Consider the following 20,806-nt stretch of genomic DNA (forward strand, 5'->3'; position numbering starts at 1 on the left):
ATTTCTTTATATCGGCCTTGCTCCCCCCGGCCCGCCTTGTTATAAGGCCTCCATCACGACGCCAGCCGGCTGGCGCAGCGCCTTGCTGCGCGCCGGCGCGCCGCCCCTTTTTTTGCGGGTGGCCGAACTCACGAAATTCACGAAGAGGAGCGCGAAAGCCATATGAGCCAAGCCGCAAAAGCCGAAACCCACGATTACGCCATCAAGGACATCAGCCTCGCCGAGTGGGGCCGCAAGGAACTCGACATCGCCGAGACGGAAATGCCCGGCCTCATGGCGACCCGCGAGGAATACGGCGCCTCGAAGCCGCTGAAAGGCGCGCGCATTGCCGGTTCGCTCCACATGACGATCCAGACGGCGGTCCTCATCGAGACACTGGCCGAGCTTGGCGCCGACATTCGCTGGGCCTCGTGCAACATCTATTCGACGCAGGACCACGCAGCGGCGGCCATCGCCGACCGTGGCATCCCCGTCTTCGCGATCAAGGGCGAAAGCCTTGAGGACTACTGGGAATACACCCACCGCATCTTCGAATGGTCGGATGGCGGCGCGCCCAACATGATCCTCGACGATGGCGGCGACGCCACCCTCCTCATCCATCTCGGCAAGCGCGCCGAAGAGGGCGACACCGATTTCCTCGACAAGCCGGAAAATGAGGAAGAGGAATTCCTTTTCGCGGCCATCAAGCGCCGTCTGAAGCACAAGCCGGGCTTCTACAGCGCCATCGCCAAGAGCGTGCGCGGCGTGACGGAAGAGACGACCACGGGCGTCCACCGTCTCTATGAAATGCAGAAGAAGGGCACGCTGCTCTGGCCTGCGATCAACGTGAACGACAGCGTCACGAAGTCCAAGTTCGACAACCTCTATGGCTGCCGTGAGTCGTTGGTGGATGGTATCCGCCGCGCCACCGACGTCATGATGTCGGGCAAGGTCGGCGTCGTCGCGGGCTTCGGCGATGTGGGCAAGGGCTCTGCCGCTTCGCTCCGTCAGGCCGGCTGCCGCGTCATCGTCACCGAGATCGACCCCATCTGCGCGCTTCAGGCCGCGATGGAAGGCTACGAAGTCACGACGATGGAAGAAGCCGCTCCGCGTGGCGACATCTTCGTCACGACGACGGGCAATGTGGACGTCATCACCGTCGACCACATGCGCGCCATGAAGCATCGCGCCATCGTCTGCAACATCGGTCACTTCGACAGCGAGATCCAGATCGGCGGTCTGCGCAATCTCAAGTGGCACAACATCAAGCCGCAGGTCGATGAAGTCGAGTTCCAGGACGGCAAGCGCATCATCATGCTCGCCGAAGGCCGTCTCGTGAACCTCGGTTGCGGCACGGGCCATCCGAGCTTTGTCATGTCGGCCTCCTTCACGAACCAGACGCTGGCCCAGATCGAACTCTGGACCAAGCCGGACGAATACGAGAAGAAGGTCTACGTCCTGAAGAAGGAGCTCGACGAAAAGGTCGCGCGTCTCCATCTCGAAAAGATCGGCGTGAAGCTCGAAAAGCTGAACAAGAAGCAGTCGGACTATATTGGCGTGCCCGAAAACGGCCCCTTCAAGCCGGAAACCTACCGCTACTGAGTTCGCACTCTCTCCGTCCCGCACGGGTCGGATCGACGGAAAAATCGAAAGCCCGGCGGAAACGCCGGGCTTTTTCTTTGCCTCCCCCCTTTCATCCCTCCCTTTTTCTCGAAGCCCTGTTTCACCTCCGAGTCCCCCGTGGTGTAGTATCGTTCGGGGCCGGTGATTTGCGTTCTCCCGCCATGGTGGGCAAGGCGCGGGACGGAAGGGGTTGTTGCGGGTGTTGAAGTCGGCAGAAGGCCGTAAACGGGGCGTCTTGCGGCGCGGTGCGGGTTTTGTCCCGGCGCTGCTCACGGCCGCTTTCCCCTTTGCCGCCGCTGCCCAGACTGCCGTTCAGACTGCTGCCGAGGAAGCCGCGCCCAAGGGCTTGATGGAAACCCTCGCGGTCCTTGGTCTTCCGCAGGAGGCCGCCGCCGCGCCCGCCGTCGCCACCTCTTTTGCCATCGCCGCGGGCCTCGCCTTTGCGGGCGTTCTTGCCGCCATTACGGGGCTTCGCGCCGCCCGCTCCGCGCGCCGGGTCGCGCTGGAGCGCGAGGCCAGCCTCTCCACCCTTGAAGCCCGCCTCGATGCGGCGGAATCGATCCTCGCTGCCGAGCCCGATGCCGTCTTTATCTGGACGCCGGAATCGCTCCGCGCCGCGCCCGGCACCTTTCAGGCCCGCCCCCGGATCGTCGGCTCGACCGCCACCCTGGTGGACCCGTCCTCCGGCGATCTCGATTTCGCCTATCTGTTGACCCGCCTCGAACCTGAAAATGCGGGCCGCCTCAACACGGCGGTGCAGCGCCTGCGCACGCGCGGTGCCCGCTTCTCGCTTCATGTGCAATCGACCGATGGCCGCACTTTCGAGGCCGAAGGCCGCCCGGCGGGTGCGCTGGCCGTCCTCTGGCTGCGCGATGTCACCGGCGAGCGCGCCGAGGTTTCGCGCCTCAAGGAGCGTCTGCGTCAGGCCGAATTCAGCCGCGGCCGCTTCGAGGAACATCTCATGCAGGCGCCCTTTGCCGCCTGGCGCCGCGACGAACAGGGCAATCTCGTCTGGGTGAATGCCGCCTATGCGCGCGCCGTCGATGCCGCCTCGCCCGACGATGCAGTGACACGCAGCCTCGAACTTCTCGGCGAGGAAACGCTTGCCCGCCTCCGCCGGATGCTCTTCGACCGCTCGCGCGCCCGCGAGCGCAGTCACGCCATCATGGCGGGCGAGCGCCGCGCCCTCGACATCATCGAGCAGCGCCTTTCGGATGGTGTCGCAGGCATCGCGGTCGATGTGTCCGCGCTCGACGAGGCGGAAGCCAAGCTTCGCCGTCACATCGAAAGCCATGCCGCCACGCTCGACCGTGTGACGACAGCGGTCGCGATCTGCGGGCCCGACAAGCGCCTCACTTTCCGCAACCGCGCCTACGAAACGCTCTGGGGCCTCGAGCCGCAATGGCTCGATGGCAGCCCCTCCGACAGTGAAATTCTCGACGAGTTGCGCGCGCGGCGCCGCCTCCCCGAACAGGCGAACTTCCAGGCCTGGAAGCAGAGCCGCATGGAAATCTACACCTCGACGGAAGCCATCGAGGAATACTGGCACCTGCCGGACGGGCGCACGATCAAGCTGCTCGCGCAAGCGCATCCCTTTGGCGGCGTCATCTATCTCTACGAAAACGTCACCGAGCGGCTCAATCTCGAAAGCTCCTACAACACGCTGGCCCGCGTGCAGCGCGAAACCATCGACCACCTCTATGAAGGTGTGGCGGTGTTCGGCTCCGACGGCCGCCTGAAACTCTTCAATCCCGCCTTCCTCAATATCTGGGCGCTGGAGGCGGAGAAGCTCGAAGACGAGCCCCATGTGAACGAGCTGATCAAGCTCTGCCGCCCGCTCATGTCGGATGAGCGCGAATGGGAAACCTTGCGCAACGGCGTCACCGGCATGTCGGGTATGCGTACGCAGCAGACGGGCCGCCTCGACAGGCCGGACGGTGCGGTGATCGATTACGCGATGGTGCCGCTGCCCGATGGCGCGACCTTGATGACCTATGTGGACGTCACGGATTCGACGCGCATGGAGCAGGCGCTGCGTGACCGCAACGACGCGCTCGAAACGGCGGACCGCCTGAAGTCCGAATTCATCAGCCACGTCTCCTATCAGCTCCGTACGCCGCTCACGAATATTCTCGGCTTCGGCGAAATTCTCGAAACGGAAATGTTCGGCGGGCTCAATCCGCGCCAGCACGAATATATGCAGGGCATTCTCGAAAGTTCGGAAACGCTGATCGATGTCGTGAACGACATTCTGGACCTCGCCGTCATCGAGGCGGGCGCCATGACGCTCGATCTTTCCGATGTCGAACTTTCCGAAGTCGTTTATGCGACGGAGGAATTCGCGCAGCGTCCCGCGCAAAAGAACAAGGTGACGTTGAAAGTCGAATGCCCGAAGGATATCGGCACCGTTCGCGCCGATGAAAAGCGCATCAAGCAGATCATGATCAACCTGCTGTCGAACTCGCTCGCCTTCACGAGCCCGGGCGACAACATCATCATCGGTGCGCGCCGCCATGAAAGCTCGGTCGAGCTTTATGTCGAGGATACGGGCGTCGGCATCAAGCCGGAATTCCAGGGCAATGTCTTCGACCGTTTCGAGGCGCATGGCGGTTCGGATCGCCGCCGCGGCGCGGGCCTCGGTCTCTCGCTTGTACGCTCCTTCGTGGAGCTGCATGGCGGTTGGGTCACGCTCGAAAGCGCGCCCGATGTCGGCACCCGCGTGACCTGCCATCTGCCGGTCCGTGCCGCCCCGCCTGCGGCGGGAACACCGTCAGCCGCCAGCCCGGCAAAGGTCGAAGCGAGCTGATCCGTCTGCGGATTTATGCCATCCACTTGCCCTTTGCGCCCGGTGCGGAGAGGCTGGATCTCTGAGAAGGAGGTGCCCCATGCCCGCGCGAATGAAACGGAAGCCCTACGAACTCTTCTACTGGCCGGGCATTCCGGGCCGGGGCGAATATGTCCGCCTCGCGCTGGAGGAAGCGGGCGCGCCTTATGTCGATGTCGCCCGCGAGCGTGACACCGGCATGGAGGAGATGATGGCGCTGATGGAAGGCGAGGGCACGAAGCACCCCTCCTTCGCGCCGCCCTTCCTGCGCGACGGGCGCATCCTTGTCGGCCAGGTCGCGGCCATCCTCTTCTATCTCGGTCCCCGTCTCGGCCTTGCGCCGAAACCGGAAGCGGGCGCGCTCTGGACGCATCAGATCGAGCTCACCATCACCGACCTCGTGGCCGAAGCCCATGATGTGCATCACCCGATAAGTGTCGGCCTCTACTATGAAGACCAGAAAAAGGAAGCCGCCCGCCGCGCCGATGATTTCCGTGGCCAGCGCATCCCGAAATTTCTCGACTGGTTCGAGGCCGTCCTTGCCGCCAACGGCGCGACGGAGGCAAAGCCCCGCCTCGTCGGCAAATCGCTCACCTATGCCGACCTCTCGCTCTATCACACGGTTGAGGGCCTCAAATACGCCTTCCCAAAAGCAATGGGCCGGCTCATGAAGAACCGGCCCCTCGTCGCGTCATTATACGCCTCGGTAAAGAAGCGCCCGAAGATCGCCGCCTATCTCGCAAGCGGCCGCCGCCAGCCCTTCAACGAAAACGGCATCTTTCGCCACTATCCCGAGCTCGATAAGTAACCCGGGTGGGGGTCACTCCACTTTCTCGATCACCGCGCAGGCAACCCGTGCGCCCGCGCCGCCGATCGGCTGGCTCATATGGTCGTCCGGGCCCTCATGGATGACGAGTGCTGAGCCGTCCTGGTCGAGGAGGTAAGCGCGGTCATCCGCCTCGTCGGCCTTGAGCGTCACGCGCTCGGAAAAGAGTTCGGCATTCACCGTCCCGTCTTCAGGCGCATGGATGTTCGCGAGGTCGCCATCGTCCGGTCCTTCGGGGTTCAAAAGCCCGTGCGGCTCCTTTTCCTCATGCTGCACATGGCTGCCCGAATTCTTGTAGGCCGCGTCCGAGCAGTCGCCCACGGCGTGAAAATGGATCGCGTGCCAGCCCGGTGTCAGCCCTTCGACATTCACGCGGATGACGACGCCCTCCGGTCCCTCCGCGAGATCCGCCGTGCCCGCTTCCGGGTTTTCCTGCGTCTTGAAGGTCGCGGTCGCGAGCGGCGCATGATGATCGGCAAGGGCCGGCGCGGCGATCAGCGCTGCGGCGGCGGCGAGCGGAACGAGGCGGATAAATGTCATGGGGGGTCTCCTTTTTGAAAATCCGGCGCAATTACATGAGAAACTAGCTCATTTGCAGGCCGGGAAAACCCCGCCGCCCCTCTTCACGAACCCGTGAACGGAAGATTCGTGCTGGCGACCGAATGACCAAAATGTTATTTTCGGTCAGTTCCGGTGTATGACCCCCAGCCAGACCAGCCAGAAGAGGTCGCCCATGTCCGTTTCCCTTACCGTCAATGGCACGCGCCACGAGCTCGATGTCGAGCCCGAAATGCCCCTTCTCTGGGTCATCCGCGATGAACTCGGCCTCACCGGCACGAAGTTCGGCTGCGGCATCGCCGCCTGCGGGGCCTGCACCGTCCATGTGGATGGCGTGGCCATGCGCAGTTGCGTCACCCCGGTCGAGGCCGTGGACGGCGCGCGCATCACCACCATCGAGGCGCTTGCCGAGACCTCGGGCGCTGGCGAGGGCGAGCTTTCCGCGCTTCAGGCCGCCTGGGTCGCAAAGCAGGTGCCCCAATGCGGCTACTGCCAGTCCGGCATGCTGATGGCCGTCTCCGCGCTGCTGACGGAAAATCCTCAGCCTACAGATGAAGACATCGACGCCGCCATCACCAATGTCTGCCGTTGCGGCACCTATCCGCGCGTCCGCGCCGCCATTCGCACCGTCACATCGGCCTGAGGGGAAACATCATGGCATTCGAAATGAAAAAGCCTTCGCGCCGCCAGTTCCTCATCGCGTCCGGCCTTGTCGGCGGCGGCCTCATGCTTGGCTACGCCCTGTCCGGCCCGTCCCGCCGCGAGCGTGCAGGCAGCGCCGCCGGTGCGAAGGATGGCGAGGCCATGGTCACGACCTGGCTCAAGATATCGCCCGATAACATCGTCACCGTCTATGTCCCCCATGCCGATATGGGGCAGGGCGTCATCACCGCGCTTGCCATGATGGCGGCGGAAGAAATGGAAGCCGACTGGTCGCTCGTCCGCGCCGAGCGCGCGCCCGCCGATCTCGCCTTCGCCAATGAGGCGCTGCGCGGCTTCTTCCTCGACGACAAGAGCGTGCCCGGCATGCTGAAAGGCGTGAACCAGTACGCCTGGTACAAGGTCGCCGAAGGCATGAGCCTCCAGATCACCGGCGGGTCGAGCTCGGTGCGCTATACCGGCCAGGCCGGCATGCGCGTTTCCGGCGCCGCCGCGAAGGAAATGCTGGTCAAGGCCGCCGCCGCCCGCTGGAACTGCGCGGAAAGCGCCTGCACCGCCGCCATGAGCACCGTCACCGGCCCGAACGGCCAGTCCGCCACCTATGGCGAGCTTGCAGCCGAAGCGGCGGATTATTCGCCCTCCGCCAATCCGAAGCTCAAGTCCCGCAAGGACTACACCATCGTCGGCACGCCGAAGCCCCGCTTCGACATTCCCGGCAAGGTCGATGGTTCCGCGAAATATGGCGTCGACGCGCAGGTGCCCGGCATGCTCCATGCCGCCGTCCGCCTCGCCCCCGTCTTCGGCTCCACTGTCGTCTCTTACGATGCCAGCGAAGTGCTGAAGCGCCGCGGCGTGAAGCAGGTCGTCGAGTTCCCGGCAGGCGTCGCCGTCATCGCCGATAATTTCTGGCGCGCCAAGGAAGCCGCCCTCGCGCTCGATGTCGTCTTCGACACGAAGGGCAATGAGGCCACCAGTTCGGATACGATCTTTGCCGCGCAGGCCGACGCCATCGTCAATGGCGAAAGCGAGGAAGATGTCGAGATGGGCGATGCCGCCGCCGCATTCGCCCAGGACGGCGCCGAAATCGTCGCCGCGCAATACCGCGTGCCCTATCTCGCCCATGCCTGCATGGAGCCGATGAACTGCACCGTCTGGCTGCGCGACGGCAAGGCCGATGTCTGGGTGGGTTCGCAGGATGCGCTTGGCACGCGCGCCCGCGTCGCCGATGTCGCTGGCATCGGCTTCGATAATGTCACGGTCCACTCGCTGCTGCTCGGCGGCGGTTTCGGCCGGCGCATTCCCGTCCGTGCGGGCCGTTCGGAATTTCCCAGCGAGATCGACTGGGCGGTGATGATCGCGCGCGAAGTCGATGCGCCCGTCAAGCTCGTCTACACCCGCGAGGACGACATCCAGCACGATGCCTACCGCCCCGCCGTCACGAGCCATCTGCGCGCCGTGATCGGCCCGGACGGCTACCCCGCCGCCTGGGAAAACCGCTACGTCTACAAGGACGACCCGGAAGAAGCCGCGCATATTCCCTATGCCGTGCCCGACCAGTCGATCCGCGTCGTCGAGCTTCCCACCGAAATTCCGCGCGGGCCGTGGCGCTCCGTCGCGCATACTCAGCATACGTTCTTTTCCGAAAGTTTCATCGACGAGCTGGCCCATCGCGCGGGCGCCGATCCCCTTGGCTATCGCCTTGCCCTCCTGAAGGATCAGCCGCGCCACGCCGCCGTGCTGAAACTCGCCGCCGAAAAGGCGGGCTGGGGCGGCAGGCTCCCGCAAGGCCACTATCATGGGCTCGCCGTGCAGCAAAGCTTCGGCTCGGTCGTCGCTGAAGTTGCCGAAATCTCGATCGTGGATGGCAGTCCCCGCATCCACCGCGTCGTCGCTGCCGTCGATTGCGGCGAGGTGATCCACCCGGACACCGCCGCCCAGCAGGTCGAAAGCGGCATCATCTACGGCCTCACCGCCGCTCTCTATGGCGAGATCAGCATCGAGGACGGCGCCATCGTGCAGACGAACTTCACCGACTACGAAATGCTGCACTTGTCGGAGACGCCGGAGATCGAAGTGCATTTCGTCGATAGCGACGCCCCCATCGGCGGGCTTGGCGAACCGGCGACACCCGTCGTCTCCGCCGCCGTGGCAAACGCGGTCTATGCCGCGACGGGCAACCGCGTCAGGCAGTTGCCCTTCAAACTGCACGACCTGTCGTCCGTCTCCGGCAAGTTCGCGCAAGCCGCGGATTAGAAAGACTGCGGACTAAGAATACTGCTGATTGGGAAGCATACCCAAAGTGCCGAAACGCAATGACAGCAGAATGAAAAACGGCGCCCAATGGGCGCCGTTTCGCATTTCATCTGGATGAAGAAGCGTCAGCTCAGTGCTGACTATCGGGCATCTTGACGCGGATGCCGTCGAGTTCGTCGCTCGCGATGATCTGGCAGGAGAGACGCGAGTTGTCTTCGCGCCGCTCGCAGAAGTCGAGCATGCTCTCTTCCATCGCCTCGATCCCGGCGAGCTTTCCCTGCCATTCGTCGGGCACATAGACCATGCAGGTGGCGCAGGCGCAGGCGCCGCCGCAATCGCCGTCAATGCCCGGAATGCCCTGCTTCACGGCGGCTTCCATCAGCGATGTGCCATTCGCCACGTCGATCGTATGTTCGGTGCCGTTATCTTCGATATAGGTGACTTTAGCCATAGAACTCACGCGCCTCCCAGCGCTTTGCGTTGTGTCTGCCGCGGGTTCAGCCCGCGATCTCCTTCACATTGATGCTCTCGTCGCGAATACGTGCGGGGTCGAGCTTCGCCTTTTTCTGCGTCAGCATTTTCGACATCATGAATTCCGGCGCGCGGTTCACCGCATCGACCGCGACAAGCACGCCGTCCTTCAGATAGAAGACCGCGAAGCTGCGGCCCGTCGCCGGGTCGCCACGCACCACCGCTTCCGTATAGCCCTGCGATAGGCCGACGATCTGAAGCTTCATGTCGTATTGGTCTGACCAGAACCACGGCACCTGATTGTAAGGCTTTTCCTTGCCCGTCAGTGTTGCTGCCGCCGTCTTTCCCTGCTCGATGGCGTTCTGCACGCTTTCAAGCCGAAGCCTGTGGCCGTAAACCGCGTTCGGATGGCTGGTGCAGTCGCCCGCCGCGCAGATGTCGGGATCGGAGGTGCGGCAGAACTCGTCCACCACGATGCCGTTCTCGACTTCAAGCCCCGCTTCCGCCGCAAGCTCCGTGTTCGGAATGATGCCGATGCCCACGACCACGAAGTCGCAAGGATAGCTCTTGCCTTCGCCGGAGGTGACGGCAGTGATCTTGTTCGTTCCCTCGAAGCCCGAAACGGTCACGCCCGTCTCGATCTTCACGCCTTCTTCCTTGTGCACGCGCTCATAGAAGCGCGAGACGATGGGGTCCACCACGCGCGCCATCACGCGGTCTGCCGTTTCCAGCACGGTCACGTCTATCCCGCGCTTCGCCGCCACGGCGGCGACTTCAAGGCCGATATAGCCGCCGCCCACGACGACCATCTTCGCGCCTTCCTTGAAGTGCGCCTGGACCGATTTCACATCGTCGATATTGCGCAGATAGTGAACGCCCTCAAGCTCGAAGCCCGGCACGTTGAGTTCGCGCACGCGGCTGCCCGTCGCGAGAATGATCTTGTCATAGACAAATTCGCGCCCGTCGCCGGTCAGCACATGCTTTGCCTTCCGGTCGATCTCCGTCACGCGCGTACCCCAATGCGTTTCCACATTGGCCTGCTCGTAATAATCCTGCGCCTTCAGCTCCACGCGGTCATAGCCGATTTCGCCGGCGAGAAATTTCTTGCTCAGCGGCGGGCGCTGATAGGGCGCATAGGGCTCGTCGCCGAATATCCTGATCGCGCCCTCGAAGCCTTCGCTTCTGAGGCTCTGCACGGCCTGCGCCGCCGCCTGGCCAGCGCCGATGATGAGAATGTCGTCCGCCATCTTTCTCCCTTGCCCCGCCGCGTTCTTTCCGCCGCATTTTCATCCGTATAAGGATGAGTTTGGAGCTGTCCTGAAATAAGGATGTCACCCCGGTGCGAACCGGGGTCCATGGGCCTCTCGGCACCCCGTGATCCCGCTCCGAGGCTGTCTCTCCGCCGCCCCGCGCAGTCTCCCCGAGAATATACGGAGGTAAACTACGCAATAAGACCGTTTATACCCGGTTTTGAGGGGAATTGCCTCTATCCCCCGGTCGCGGCGGATCGCCGCGCGCCGTTTATAGGACAGCAGCTATCCGAGTGTAAGACGCCAAAAAATGACGCCTGCGTCAACTTTTTTGTATGGGATGGGGCAACTTGTCCCCGGCTTTCCCGCGCCAGCGCATTATGTGACGTTTTTATGACGTTTCGATGACGGTGAGGCCCGTTTATCCGCGGGGCAGGGGATAAACAGGCCCTGTCACAGCCGCGCGGGCTCTCCCGTCTTGTCTCTGAAAGCGACCATTCCTGTCCTCGAAGGAGACCTCCCATGAGCACGCATCATGTCCCCCGCCTCGTCCCTCACAAGGCCGCGCCTGCCGCCTACAAGCCGCTGATCGAGCTTCAGGCCTATACCGAAAAATGCGGCCTCGAACGCTCCCTGCTGGAGCTTGTGAAGACCCGTGCCTCGCAGATAAATGGCTGCGCCTATTGCATCGAAATGCATACCCGCGAGGCCCGCGAGATGGGAGAAAGCGAGGCCCGGCTTTATCTTCTGAGCGCCTGGCGTGAATCGCCGCTCTATTCGGAGCGTGAATGCGCGGCGCTTGAATGGACGGAAGCCGTCACTTTGGTGAGCGAAACAGCCGTTCCCGGCGAGGTTTTCGAGATTGCGCGCGCGGCCTTCACGGAAGAAGAACTCGTCAATCTCACCGTCGCCATCGGCATGATCAACGTCTGGAACCGGCTTGCCGTTTCCTTCCGTCTCGTTCATCCGGTTACGGAAGATCAAAAACGCAAAGTCGCCTGACACCCTCGGGCTTGCCGCCCTGGAGGCCATCGCGCTACAAAGCCTGATGGACGAAAAAGCGGCGGCAACCCTTGATTTCGAGCTCCCCTCCGAGGCGGCGACCCTCCGCCTCGGGGCGGCCCTTGCCGCGCGCGTGGCGGCAGGCGACCTCCTGCTTCTCCGCGGCGATCTCGGTGCCGGCAAGACCGCGCTCGCCCGCGCCCTCGTTCAGTCGCATCTCGGCGCACACGGCCTTTCCGACGATGTGCCCTCGCCAACCTTCACCCTCGTCCAGACCTATGAGAGCCCTGCGCTCCTCATCACGCATGTCGATCTCTATCGCGTGGAAGAGCCCTCCGAGCTTCGCGAGCTCGGCCTCGGCGAAGCGGTGGATGAAGGCGTCGTCATCGTCGAATGGCCGGAGCGCGCGGAAGCGAAGATGAAGCGCCTCTCGCACGACCGTCTCGACATCTCCCTCTCTCTCGTGCCAGAAGGCATGCGTCACGCGCGGCTTGAAGGCTCTGGCAGCTGGGCCGCGCGTCTCGAAGGATTGACGATTTGACGCCGCGCGAAGAAACGATCCGTGCTTTTCTGAAAGAGGCGGGCTGGGGAAAGGCGACACGCCGTCCCCTTGCGGGCGATGCCTCCTCGCGCCGTTATGAGCGTCTCTTGCTCGATGGCCGTCCCGCCGTGCTGATGGACTGGCCGGCAGGGCCCGACGCGCCCGCCGCCGAAACCCGCGCCGCCTATAGCCGCATCGCGCATCTCGCCGAGGACGTTCGCCCCTTCGTCGCCGTGGGCGAACATCTGCGCTCGCTCGGCCTTGCCGCGCCTGAAATTTTCGCGCGCGATCTCACGCATGGCCTGCTGCTCCTCGAAGATCTCGGCGATCATGTTTACGGCGCGCTCATCGAACAGGGCAGGGGCCCCTCCGGCGAAGCACTGGACGAGCTATACCGCGCCGCCGTCGAAACGCTGCTGCGTCTGCAATCCGTGCCCGCGCCGCTTTCGCTTTCCGTTGGCGATGGCACCGCGCATGAGGTACCGCGTTTCGATGACAGCGTCTTCCGCGCGGAACTCGATGTGCCTCTCGACTGGTATTTTCCGGTGGTGCTGGGCGCAGACGCGACGCCGTCGATGCGCGAGAGCTACCACGAAATCTGGACGGGCCTGCGTCCCCACATCGATGCGGGCGTCGAAACCCTGTTCCTGCGCGATTATCACTCGCCCAACATGCTCTGGCTGGGCGCGCGTTCCGGTGCCGCGCGTGTCGGCCTCATCGATTATCAGGACGCGCTGATCGGCAGCCGCGCCTATGATGTTGTCTCCCTTCTTCAGGATGCGCGCCGCGATGTGCCGGTGGAGCGCGAACAGACCATGCTCGCGCTTTATGTCGAGCGCGCGAAAGACGAGCTTGAGGGCTTCGGCGAAGAGGAGTTCCGCGCCTCCTATGCCGTCCTCGGCGCGGAGCGTGCGCTGCGCCTCATCGGTCTGTGGCCGCGCCTCCTGAAGCGCGACGGCAAGCCGCAATACATGGCGCATATGCCGCGCACCATGGACTACCTCAATCGAAATCTCGCTCATCCCGTCCTCGCGCCGCTGCGCGCCTGGCTCGATGCGCATCTGCCGGACCGGGCCTGACGTCATGAAGATAAAACGCGCAATGGTCATGGCGGCGGGCAAGGGTACGCGGATGCGTCCATTGACGGACACCATGCCGAAGCCGCTCGTCCCCTTCGCCGGGCGCCCGCTCATCGACCATGTGCTCGACCGTCTCGAAGAAGCGGGCATCGAGGAAGCCGTCGTGAACGTCCACCACTTCGCGGACATGCTGGAAGATCATCTGGCCAAGCGGAAGGGCGGCCCCCGCATCGTCATTTCAGATGAACGAGACGCCTTGCTCGATACGGGCGGCGGCACGAAGAAGGCGCTCGGTCTTCTCGGCGACGATCCCGTCATCACCTTCAATTCCGATTCCGTCTGGGTCGAGGGCTTCGGCTCCAACCTCCGCATTCTCGCGGAAAGCTTCGACCCGGAGCGCATGGACGCCCTCCTGATGATTGCCGATACCGCCCGCACCATCGGCTATGTCGGCCGGGGTGATTTCACCATGGACCCGCTTGGTGCGCTCGCACGCCGTGAAGGCTCGTCCACCGCGCCGCATGTCTTCGCGGGTGTGCAGGTCATCAAGCCCGCCCTCTTCGCGGACGGGCCGGACGGGGCCTTCTCGACCAATTTCGTCTGGGACCGCCTCATCGAAAAAGGCACACTTTTCGGCCAGCGCATGACGGGCGTCTGGATGCATGTGGGTGCCCCGGACGATCTGGCCGAGGCGGAAGCCTTCCTGCGGGATTTGTGACGGCTTTCTGGTGAGAGGCGCGCTACCATGAGCCTCATGAAAGCCGATTCCCCGACGCTTTTCACAATGCCGCCCGGTACGCCGTTCCTCGAACGGCTGGCGCAGACGCTCGTCTCCGATCCCTCGCTCGGCGGACGCTTTGCGGCCTCTCCCGCGCTTGCCGATTTCACCATTCTGCTGCCCACCCGCCGCGCGGTTCGCGCATTGGGCGACGCCTTTCTGCGCGCGGGCGATGGCGCGGCGATGGTTCTTCCGTCGATCCGCGCGCTGGGCGATGTCGATGAAGAAGAGCTCGTGCTCGACCCCGCAGGCCTCGGCGCGGAAGCGCTCGATCTTCCTCCTGCCATGCCTGCGCTTGAGCGCCAGCTTCGTCTCGCACGCATGATTGCCGCCGATGGCGGTGAGGATGAAGTGCGCGCACTCGGTCTCGCCGCCGATCTCGGGCGATTTCTGGATATGGTGCTCACGGAGGGCGCGGATCTCGCGCAGCTCGCATCTCTGGTGCCGCAGGAATTTGCGGACCATTGGCAGATCACGCTCGATTTTCTCAAGGTGCTCACCGCCCGCTGGCCCGAAGAGCTTGCGCGTCTCGGTTATATGGAACAGGCGGAACGGCGAAACCGTCTCCTGCGCGCTCAGGCCGCCGCGTGGCAGGCGGCACCTCCTTCCGGTCCCGTCATCGCGGCGGGCTCCACCGGGTCGATCCCTGCAACCGCCGGGCTGCTTCAGGTCGTGGCCAATCTTCCGCTCGGCGCCGTCGTGCTTCCGGGGCTCGACCTCGATCTCGACGAGGCGAGCTGGAATGCGATAGGCGATCCCGGCACCGCCTCACATCCGCAATATGGCATGAGGAAATTGCTCGGCCATTTGCGCGCCACGCGCGAAGACGTCGAGCCTTGGCCGGGTTCAGAAAAATCTTCTGGTGGCACGGCCCGTGCGCGGCTCTTGTCCGAGGCCTTGCGCCCTGCCGAAACCACCGAAAAGTGGCTCTCCCGTCTTGCCGGGTTGAAAGACCGCGCGGCGGACGGTTTCAAGGGCCTGTCGGTCATCGAGACGCCAGGCGAAAGGGATGAAGCGGGCGCCATCGCACTTTTGATGCGCGATGTGCTTGAAACGCCGGAGAAGACAGCCGCTCTAGTTACGCCCGACCGGAAGCTCGCGCGCCGTGTCGCGATGGAGCTTCGCCGGTGGAATGTGGAGGTAAACGATTCCGGCGGTGAACCGCTCAGGAACACGGCGCCCGCCGCCTTTCTCCGTCTTGTCGCGCAGATGGTTGCTGAAGATTTCGCGCCCGTGCCGCTTCTCGCATGTCTGAAACACCCATTGGCCGCCGCGGGCGGAGATCCCGCCTCCTTCCGCGCCGAGCTGCGGGCTTTCGAGAAAATTCTTCTTCGCGGGCCGCGCCCTGCGCCCGGTATTGAAGGCCTTTATGCTGCCTGCAATGCGTTGAGAAACGAGGCATTGCGCGAGGGCGAGGATGGCGAGAAAAGAGAAGCGCGCATCGCTCGCCTTGAAAAACTGATCGCGAAAATCGAACGCTGCGTGGCGCCGCTCGCAGAAGCGATGAAGGCGCGGGCGGAGGTCGCCGCGCTCGTTCTTGCTCATGCGGAGGCCGCAGAACGCCTCGCGGCAACGGCGGAGGAGAAGGCCCCCGAGCGGCTCTGGAAAGGCGAGGCGGGCGAAGCGGCATCGGAGTTCATTCGCGAACTGGTCGAGGCCGCGCCATCCTTCGGCAAGATCGATCCCGGCGCCTATGTCTATTTCTTCGAGGAACTTCTTTCCGGCCGCGTTCTCCGGACGCGCTGGGGCGTGCATCCGCGCCTTTTCATCTGGGGGCCGCTCGAAGCGCGCTTGCAGCATGCGGACCGGATGATCCTTGGTGGCCTGAACGAGGGCATCTGGCCTGCGGAAGCCAATATCGACCCCTGGCTTAATCGCCCCATGCGTGCGGCGATGGGGCTGGAGCCGCCGGAACGGCGCATCGGCCTTTCTGCGCATGACTTTGCGGAAGGGGCCTCCGCCCCGGAAGCGATCCTCACGCGCGCGCTGAAAGTCGAAGGCGCGCCCGCCGTCGCCTCGCGCTGGTGGCTCCGCCTCGAAAGTATTCGAAGCGGTGTCGGCTATGAGGAAAAGGACGATGTTTCGCGCTGGTGGAGATGGGCGCAGGATCTCGACAAGCCGGGAACGCTGATCGATCCGCTGCTTTCGCGTCCGCATCCCGCGCCACCTTTGGTTGCGAGGCCGGACCGCTTGTCGGTGACGGAAATCGAAACACTCATCCGCGATCCCTATTCGATCTACGCGCGCAGAATTCTGCGGCTCCCGGTTCTGGATCCGCTCGATGCCGATATCGCGGCTGCCGAGCGCGGCAATATCATCCATGAAGCACTGGAACGCTTCGTTGACGAATATCCTGAAGCGATGCCGGACAACGCCTTTGAGAAGCTGATCGCCATTGGCGAGGACGTCTTTGCGGATGCGATCAACCGTCCCGGCGTGGCAGCTTTCTGGTGGCCGCGCTTCAAGCGCATTGCGCGCTGGATCGTCGAACATGAACGCGAAGAGCGCGAAGGTCTCCGCCGCTCATATGCCGAAGCGAAGGGCGAAATCTCCATTGGCGAGCTCTCCCGCGCCGTGACGCTGGTAGGTAAGGCCGACCGCATCGACATGCGCGACGACGGCACCATCGACATCGTGGATTACAAGACAGGCGCGCTGCCAAGCGTGAAGCAGGTCGAGATTGGCCTTGCGCCGCAATTGCCGCTTGAGGCGGCCATCGCTGCGCGAGGCGGTTTTCGCGAGAAGTCGAAGGACGGCCCGCCGATCGCGAAAGCGAAGACAAGCAGCATGATCTATCTCCGTCTGACAGGCGGTGAAACGGCGGGCGAAATACGCCCGGTGCCCGACAAAGGCGGTGACCTCACCGAAAATACCTATGGCTGGCTGGTTGATCTGTTGCGCCAGTATGAAGACGAGCGCACGCCCTATCTTTCGCGGCCGCGTCCGATGTTCTGGGGCCGCTATGGCGATTACGATCATCTCGCCCGCGTGAAGGAATGGTCGTCGGCGGGAGATGACGCCGAATGAGCATTGCGCCGAAAAAAACGAGCGGCACGGACGACGCGCAGCGCCGGGCTTCCCATCCGCAGGCGTCCGTTTGGGTTTCCGCCAATGCGGGGTCGGGAAAGACCCATGCGCTGACGACGCGCGTTGCCCGGCTTCTGCTGTCGGGCACGGACCCGCAGCGCATTCTCTGCCTCACCTTCACCAAGGCGGCAGCAGCCGAAATGGCGGGCCGTCTCTACAAGCGGCTTGGCGGCTGGGCGACCATGCCCGACGCGGAACTCTCGGTCGAACTTGAGAGCATCGAAGGCGGACCGCCAGACAAGCGCATGCTGGAGAACGCGCGCAAGCTCTTCGCGCGTGCCATTGAAACGCCGGGCGGGCTCAAGATCCAGACCATCCACGCCTTTTGCGAGCGGCTTCTCGGCCGTTTTCCGCTGGAGGCGGGTGTGCCGCCGCAATTCGAAATTCTCGACGAACGCAGCGCCGGTGAGCTGATGGACGAGGTGCGCGATACTGTCCTTCTGCGCGCGGGCGCCGCGCCCGAAACGCCGCTCGGTCACGCATTATCCCATATCGTTGCCCGTGTGGACGAACTCACCTTCGGAAAGCTGCTTCGCGAGATCACGGGCCAACGCAGCAACTTTGCGCGCATGCTGGAACGCTTCGGCGGTCTTGAGGGCATTTGCCGGGCGGTCCGCGTGGCACTTTCTGTGGAGCCGGGTGTGACTACGGAGGCGCTGATGGAGGAGATTGCCTCGCCTCCAGAAGAAGAGCTGCGGCACGCTATTCACGTCATGTCGGGCGGCACAAAGACGGATACCAAAGGCGCGGCAACATTGGACGGGTTCTTGAATATGTCGTCGCGCTTGGAGATGCTGGATGAGTACAAGCTAGTCTTTCTGACAACAAAGGACGAACCACGCGTAAACGTCATTACAAAGAAAAGAGGCGAAGAATATCCCGAAGTTCGCGCCAAGCTTGCGACGGAACAGCAGCGTATCCTGCGCCTCACCGCTCGCATCCGCGCCATCCGCGTTGCGGAAGCGACGGAAGCGATCATGACGATTGCGATTGAAATTCTCGACGCCTTTGAGGAGGCCAAGCGCGCCCGCGCCTTCCTCGACTATGACGATCTGATTGCGGAAACCCGCGCACTTCTCACCACCAGCAGCATGGCGCCCTGGGTGCTCTACAAGCTCGATGGCGGCATCGATCACATTCTTGTCGACGAAGCTCAGGATACGAGCCCGGAGCAATGGGATGTCGTGGCGCGCATTGCGGATGAGTTTCTCTCGGGAGAGGGTTCGCGCGACCTTGTGCGGACCATCTTCGCGGTAGGCGACGAAAAGCAGTCGATCTTCTCCTTTCAGGGCGCGGACCCTGCACGCTTCGATGAAATGAAACGCTATTTTGAAAAGCGCGTGAAGGCGGCTGACCTCCTCTGGGACTACGTCCCGCTCACGCGATCCTTCCGTTCCGTGCCGGAAGTGCTGGGTGCCGTCGACCGCGTCTTCGCGCTTGAGGAAGCGCGAAACGGTCTCACGGCGTCCGGCGATCTCGACCCTCATATCGCGCATCGCGAACTCGACGCAGGCCTTGTCGAGTTGTGGGAACTGGAAGAACCTGAAGGCGACGAGGATCCCGACCCCTGGGATGCGCCGCTCGACTACATGACGGGCGAAGCGCCCATGTCCCGTCTTGCAGCGCGTATCGCAGACACCATTCAGGGATGGATCAAAAACGAAGAGAGGCTGCTCGCCAAGGGCCGCAAGATCAGGCCTGGCGATGTTCTCATTCTCGTCCGCCGCCGCAACGCGTTTGTCGGTGAAATGGTCCGCCACCTGAAGGCGCGTGGTGTGCCCGTCGCCGGTGCGGACCGCATGATCCTCACCGAGCAGATGGCGGTGATGGACCTCATGGCGCTGGGCCGGTTCGTTCTCCTGCCGGAAGATGACCTGACGCTGGCGACGGTTCTGAAGGGGCCGCTTGCCGGTCTCGGCGAGGACGATCTGTTCGATCTGGCATATGGCCGCAAGGGCTCGCTCTGGAATGCTCTGCGCGACAAGGCCGGGCGCGATCCGCGATACGCCGAAGCGGAAGCCCTGCTGACGCGGCTTCTCGCCCGTGCCGACTTCGAGCCGCCTTATGAGTTCTTTGCCCATGTGCTGACCGGGGAGGAGGGGCGCCGCCGCCTGCTCGCGCGGCTCGGTCCCGATGCGGCAGACCCCATTGACGAGTTCCTGTCGCTCGCCCTTGAGTTCGAGCGCAATCATCCGCCATCGCTTGAGGCTTTCCTGCACTGGCTGGAGCGCGGTGCTGCCGAGATCAAGCGCGACATGGATCAGGGGCGCGACGAAGTGCGCGTGATGACGGTGCATGGCGCAAAGGGGCTCGAAGCCGAGATCGTCTTCATGCCGGATACCTGCGCCGCGCCGGGAGGGGCGCATGACCCGGCGCTCATCGCCATGCCGCCGCTCGAAAAGGATGGACCGGAGCTTCTGCTCTGGCCGGTGCGCAAGAAGGAAGAAGATGACGTGACCGCAGCGGCGCGCCAGTTCCGCCGCGATCTGCAGGCCGCGGAGTACAGGCGGCTTCTCTATGTCGCGATGACGCGCGCGCGCGACCGGCTCTACATCGCAGGCTATTGCGGTGTGAACCGGCCTTCCGAAGAATGCTGGTACGAGCTTGCCCGCAAGGCGTTGCTGCCCGATGCGAAGGAAGTGGAAACATCCGACGGGCGGACGGTCTGGCGGATCGAAGGCGAACAGCGCCGCAAGGTCGAGGCGGAAGAGAGTGCGGTTGATGTCGCGCCACTGGCGCTGCCGGTCTGGGTGTCGAAGGATGCGCCGGAAGAGCCCGCCCTGGCGCGCCCGCTCGCGCCATCCCGCCTGCCGCCTGAAGACATCGCGGAGCCTGCCGCTCTTTCGCCGCTTGCCGAGGACGGTGCGCATCGTTTTCGCCGTGGCAGTCTCATTCACCGCCTGTTGCAAACCTTGCCCGATCTCGAAGAGAGTGCGCGTCACGCCGCGGCGGCGCGTTTCCTGGCGCTGCCCGCACACGGGCTCGCGGATGAACAAAAAGAAGAAATCGAGAATGCCGTTTTCCGCGTGCTGGACGATCCGCGCTTCGCCTCTGTTTTCGCAAAGCCGAGCCGTGCCGAGGTGCCGGTTGCGGGCACGATCGGGTTCCGCGGGCGCACACTTCTCGTAGGCGGCCAGATAGACCGTTTATGTATCTCGGACGACGAGGTGATCATCGTCGATTACAAGACGAACCGCCCGCCCCCCACCGCGCTCGATCAGGTCAGCGAGGCCTATCTTGTACAGATGGCGGCCTACCGCGCCGTACTCGCTCAAATCTATCCAACCCGTGTGATTCGCTGCGGTCTTCTCTGGACCGATGGACCGAGTCTTATGGATTTACCTGCGGAAATGCTGGAAATGGCGTTGAAGCAGGCAAAACCTGCGGCAATTGCGCGACCTTGACCTCGGGTGGTGCCGTTCCTAGATTCAAGCGAACCGAACCAGTACCTGTTTATGCGCTAAGCTGCGCGCCGCGACCGGATTTCCGGGAAGACGGCCAGAAAGGACGAAAGACAATGGCGACTAACAAAGTGACCGACGCATCGTTCGAGACCGATGTCATCGATGCCAGCGGACCCGTATTGGTCGACTTCTGGGCGGAGTGGTGCGGCCCCTGCAAGCAGATTGGCCCGGCTCTCGAGGAAATCGCAAAGGATTACGATGGCAAGATCACCATCGCGAAGATCAATATCGACGAAAACCCGAACGTGCCGACCAAGTACGGTGTGCGCGGTATTCCGACCCTGATGATCTTCAAGGACGGTCAGGTCGCCGCGACGAAAGTCGGTGCATTGCCCAAGGGCAAGATCGTCGAGTGGATCGACAGCGCCCTCTGATTTTCCACTGAAATTTTTGAAAGGCCGGTCCTTCGTG

General features: G+C 63.5%; 15 protein-coding genes. 12 read left to right on the top strand and 3 right to left on the bottom strand.

Annotated elements, in window-relative coordinates; all coding sequences use genetic code 11:
- Positions 1 to 162 precede the first annotated feature (162 nt).
- The 3 genes from ahcY to ABJO61_RS13355 all read left to right on the top strand — a co-directional run bounded on the left by ahcY (position 163) and on the right by ABJO61_RS13355 (position 5,234).
- A complete protein-coding gene (gene ahcY, locus ABJO61_RS13345; RefSeq protein ID WP_348328641.1) occupies positions 163 to 1,581 on the top strand; it encodes an adenosylhomocysteinase in 1,419 nt (472 codons plus the stop codon).
- A 220-nt stretch (positions 1,582 to 1,801) separates the two neighbouring features.
- Entirely contained in the window at positions 1,802 to 4,408 is a 2,607-nt protein-coding gene (locus tag ABJO61_RS13350) for a PAS-domain containing protein (protein WP_348328638.1), read from the top strand.
- Between the two features lie 79 nt (positions 4,409 to 4,487).
- Positions 4,488 to 5,234, top strand: a complete 747-nt coding sequence (locus tag ABJO61_RS13355; RefSeq protein ID WP_348328635.1) for a glutathione S-transferase — start codon at positions 4,488 to 4,490, stop codon at positions 5,232 to 5,234.
- Between the two features lie 12 nt (positions 5,235 to 5,246).
- On the opposite strand, the gene ABJO61_RS13360 is transcribed toward ABJO61_RS13355, so the two are convergent.
- Positions 5,247 to 5,792 carry a superoxide dismutase family protein gene (locus ABJO61_RS13360; RefSeq protein WP_348328632.1) on the bottom strand — a complete coding sequence of 182 codons (546 nt, stop codon included), beginning with the start codon at positions 5,790 to 5,792 and terminating at the stop codon, positions 5,247 to 5,249.
- A gap of 193 nt (positions 5,793 to 5,985) precedes the next feature.
- Here ABJO61_RS13360 and ABJO61_RS13365 point away from each other — a divergent pair, with 193 nt between their 5' ends.
- A complete protein-coding gene (locus ABJO61_RS13365) occupies positions 5,986 to 6,453 on the top strand; it encodes a (2Fe-2S)-binding protein (RefSeq protein WP_348328630.1) in 468 nt (155 codons plus the stop codon).
- Positions 6,454 to 6,464: 11 nt separating this feature from the next.
- Positions 6,465 to 8,723, top strand: a complete 2,259-nt coding sequence (locus ABJO61_RS13370) for a molybdopterin cofactor-binding domain-containing protein (RefSeq protein WP_348328627.1) — start codon at positions 6,465 to 6,467, stop codon at positions 8,721 to 8,723.
- A 130-nt stretch (positions 8,724 to 8,853) separates the two neighbouring features.
- On the opposite strand, the gene ABJO61_RS13375 is transcribed toward ABJO61_RS13370, so the two are convergent.
- Together ABJO61_RS13375 and ABJO61_RS13380 are read right to left on the bottom strand one after the other, a co-directional pair.
- Positions 8,854 to 9,174 (bottom strand): 2Fe-2S iron-sulfur cluster-binding protein, encoded by a 321-nt coding sequence (locus tag ABJO61_RS13375; RefSeq protein ID WP_348328959.1) that lies wholly within the window; start codon positions 9,172 to 9,174, stop codon positions 8,854 to 8,856.
- 46 nt (positions 9,175 to 9,220) lie between these two features.
- Complete coding sequence (locus ABJO61_RS13380; protein ID WP_348328624.1) at positions 9,221 to 10,441, bottom strand: FAD-dependent oxidoreductase; 1,221 nt, start codon at positions 10,439 to 10,441, stop codon at positions 9,221 to 9,223.
- A gap of 525 nt (positions 10,442 to 10,966) precedes the next feature.
- On the opposite strand from ABJO61_RS13380, the gene ABJO61_RS13385 reads away from it, so the two are divergent.
- The 7 genes from ABJO61_RS13385 (at position 10,967) to trxA (ending at position 20,769) form a co-directional block, all read left to right on the top strand.
- Positions 10,967 to 11,446: a carboxymuconolactone decarboxylase family protein gene (locus ABJO61_RS13385; RefSeq protein ID WP_348328621.1), complete on the top strand. Its 480-nt coding sequence runs from the start codon at positions 10,967 to 10,969 to the stop codon at positions 11,444 to 11,446.
- 46 nt (positions 11,447 to 11,492) lie between these two features.
- Positions 11,493 to 11,987 (top strand): tRNA (adenosine(37)-N6)-threonylcarbamoyltransferase complex ATPase subunit type 1 TsaE, encoded by a 495-nt coding sequence (tsaE, locus tag ABJO61_RS13390; RefSeq protein WP_348328618.1) that lies wholly within the window; start codon positions 11,493 to 11,495, stop codon positions 11,985 to 11,987.
- Positions 11,984 to 13,066 (top strand): phosphotransferase, encoded by a 1,083-nt coding sequence (locus ABJO61_RS13395; protein ID WP_348328615.1) that lies wholly within the window; start codon positions 11,984 to 11,986, stop codon positions 13,064 to 13,066. Before tsaE ends, ABJO61_RS13395 begins: the two co-directional genes overlap by 4 nt.
- Positions 13,067 to 13,070: 4 nt before the next feature.
- A complete protein-coding gene (locus ABJO61_RS13400; protein WP_348328612.1) occupies positions 13,071 to 13,784 on the top strand; it encodes a nucleotidyltransferase family protein in 714 nt (237 codons plus the stop codon).
- A 27-nt stretch (positions 13,785 to 13,811) separates the two neighbouring features.
- On the top strand, positions 13,812 to 16,871 hold the full coding sequence (gene addB / locus ABJO61_RS13405; RefSeq protein ID WP_348330582.1) for a double-strand break repair protein AddB: 3,060 nt from the start codon (positions 13,812 to 13,814) through the stop codon (positions 16,869 to 16,871).
- Positions 16,868 to 20,335: a double-strand break repair helicase AddA gene (addA, locus tag ABJO61_RS13410; RefSeq protein WP_348326081.1), complete on the top strand. Its 3,468-nt coding sequence runs from the start codon at positions 16,868 to 16,870 to the stop codon at positions 20,333 to 20,335. Before addB ends, addA begins: the two co-directional genes overlap by 4 nt.
- Positions 20,336 to 20,448: 113 nt before the next feature.
- Positions 20,449 to 20,769, top strand: a complete 321-nt coding sequence (gene trxA, locus ABJO61_RS13415) for a thioredoxin TrxA (RefSeq protein ID WP_293333875.1) — start codon at positions 20,449 to 20,451, stop codon at positions 20,767 to 20,769.
- The last annotated feature ends 37 nt before the right edge of the window (positions 20,770 to 20,806 follow it).

This window comes from Parvibaculum sp., from assembly GCF_039973015.1.
In the GTDB taxonomy this organism is placed as follows: domain Bacteria; phylum Pseudomonadota; class Alphaproteobacteria; order Parvibaculales; family Parvibaculaceae; genus Parvibaculum.

What these genes read in the sequence shown, in the direction of transcription:
- tsaE (WP_348328618.1), top strand. Translation starts at nt 11,493, where the DNA reads ATGGACGAAAAAGCGGCGGCAACCCTTGATTTCGAGCTCCCCTCCGAG.
- trxA (WP_293333875.1), top strand. Translation starts at nt 20,449, where the DNA reads ATGGCGACTAACAAAGTGACCGACGCATCGTTCGAGACCGATGTCATC.
- addA (WP_348326081.1), top strand. Translation starts at nt 16,868, where the DNA reads ATGAGCATTGCGCCGAAAAAAACGAGCGGCACGGACGACGCGCAGCGC.
- ahcY (WP_348328641.1), top strand. Translation starts at nt 163, where the DNA reads ATGAGCCAAGCCGCAAAAGCCGAAACCCACGATTACGCCATCAAGGAC.
- ABJO61_RS13365 (WP_348328630.1), top strand. Translation starts at nt 5,986, where the DNA reads ATGTCCGTTTCCCTTACCGTCAATGGCACGCGCCACGAGCTCGATGTC.
- ABJO61_RS13355 (WP_348328635.1), top strand. Translation starts at nt 4,488, where the DNA reads ATGCCCGCGCGAATGAAACGGAAGCCCTACGAACTCTTCTACTGGCCG.
- ABJO61_RS13385 (WP_348328621.1), top strand. Translation starts at nt 10,967, where the DNA reads ATGAGCACGCATCATGTCCCCCGCCTCGTCCCTCACAAGGCCGCGCCT.
- addB (WP_348330582.1), top strand. Translation starts at nt 13,812, where the DNA reads ATGAGCCTCATGAAAGCCGATTCCCCGACGCTTTTCACAATGCCGCCC.
- ABJO61_RS13380 (WP_348328624.1), bottom strand. Translation starts at nt 10,441, where the DNA reads ATGGCGGACGACATTCTCATCATCGGCGCTGGCCAGGCGGCGGCGCAG.
- ABJO61_RS13360 (WP_348328632.1), bottom strand. Translation starts at nt 5,792, where the DNA reads ATGACATTTATCCGCCTCGTTCCGCTCGCCGCCGCCGCAGCGCTGATC.
- ABJO61_RS13370 (WP_348328627.1), top strand. Translation starts at nt 6,465, where the DNA reads ATGGCATTCGAAATGAAAAAGCCTTCGCGCCGCCAGTTCCTCATCGCG.
- ABJO61_RS13375 (WP_348328959.1), bottom strand. Translation starts at nt 9,174, where the DNA reads ATGGCTAAAGTCACCTATATCGAAGATAACGGCACCGAACATACGATC.
- ABJO61_RS13400 (WP_348328612.1), top strand. Translation starts at nt 13,071, where the DNA reads ATGAAGATAAAACGCGCAATGGTCATGGCGGCGGGCAAGGGTACGCGG.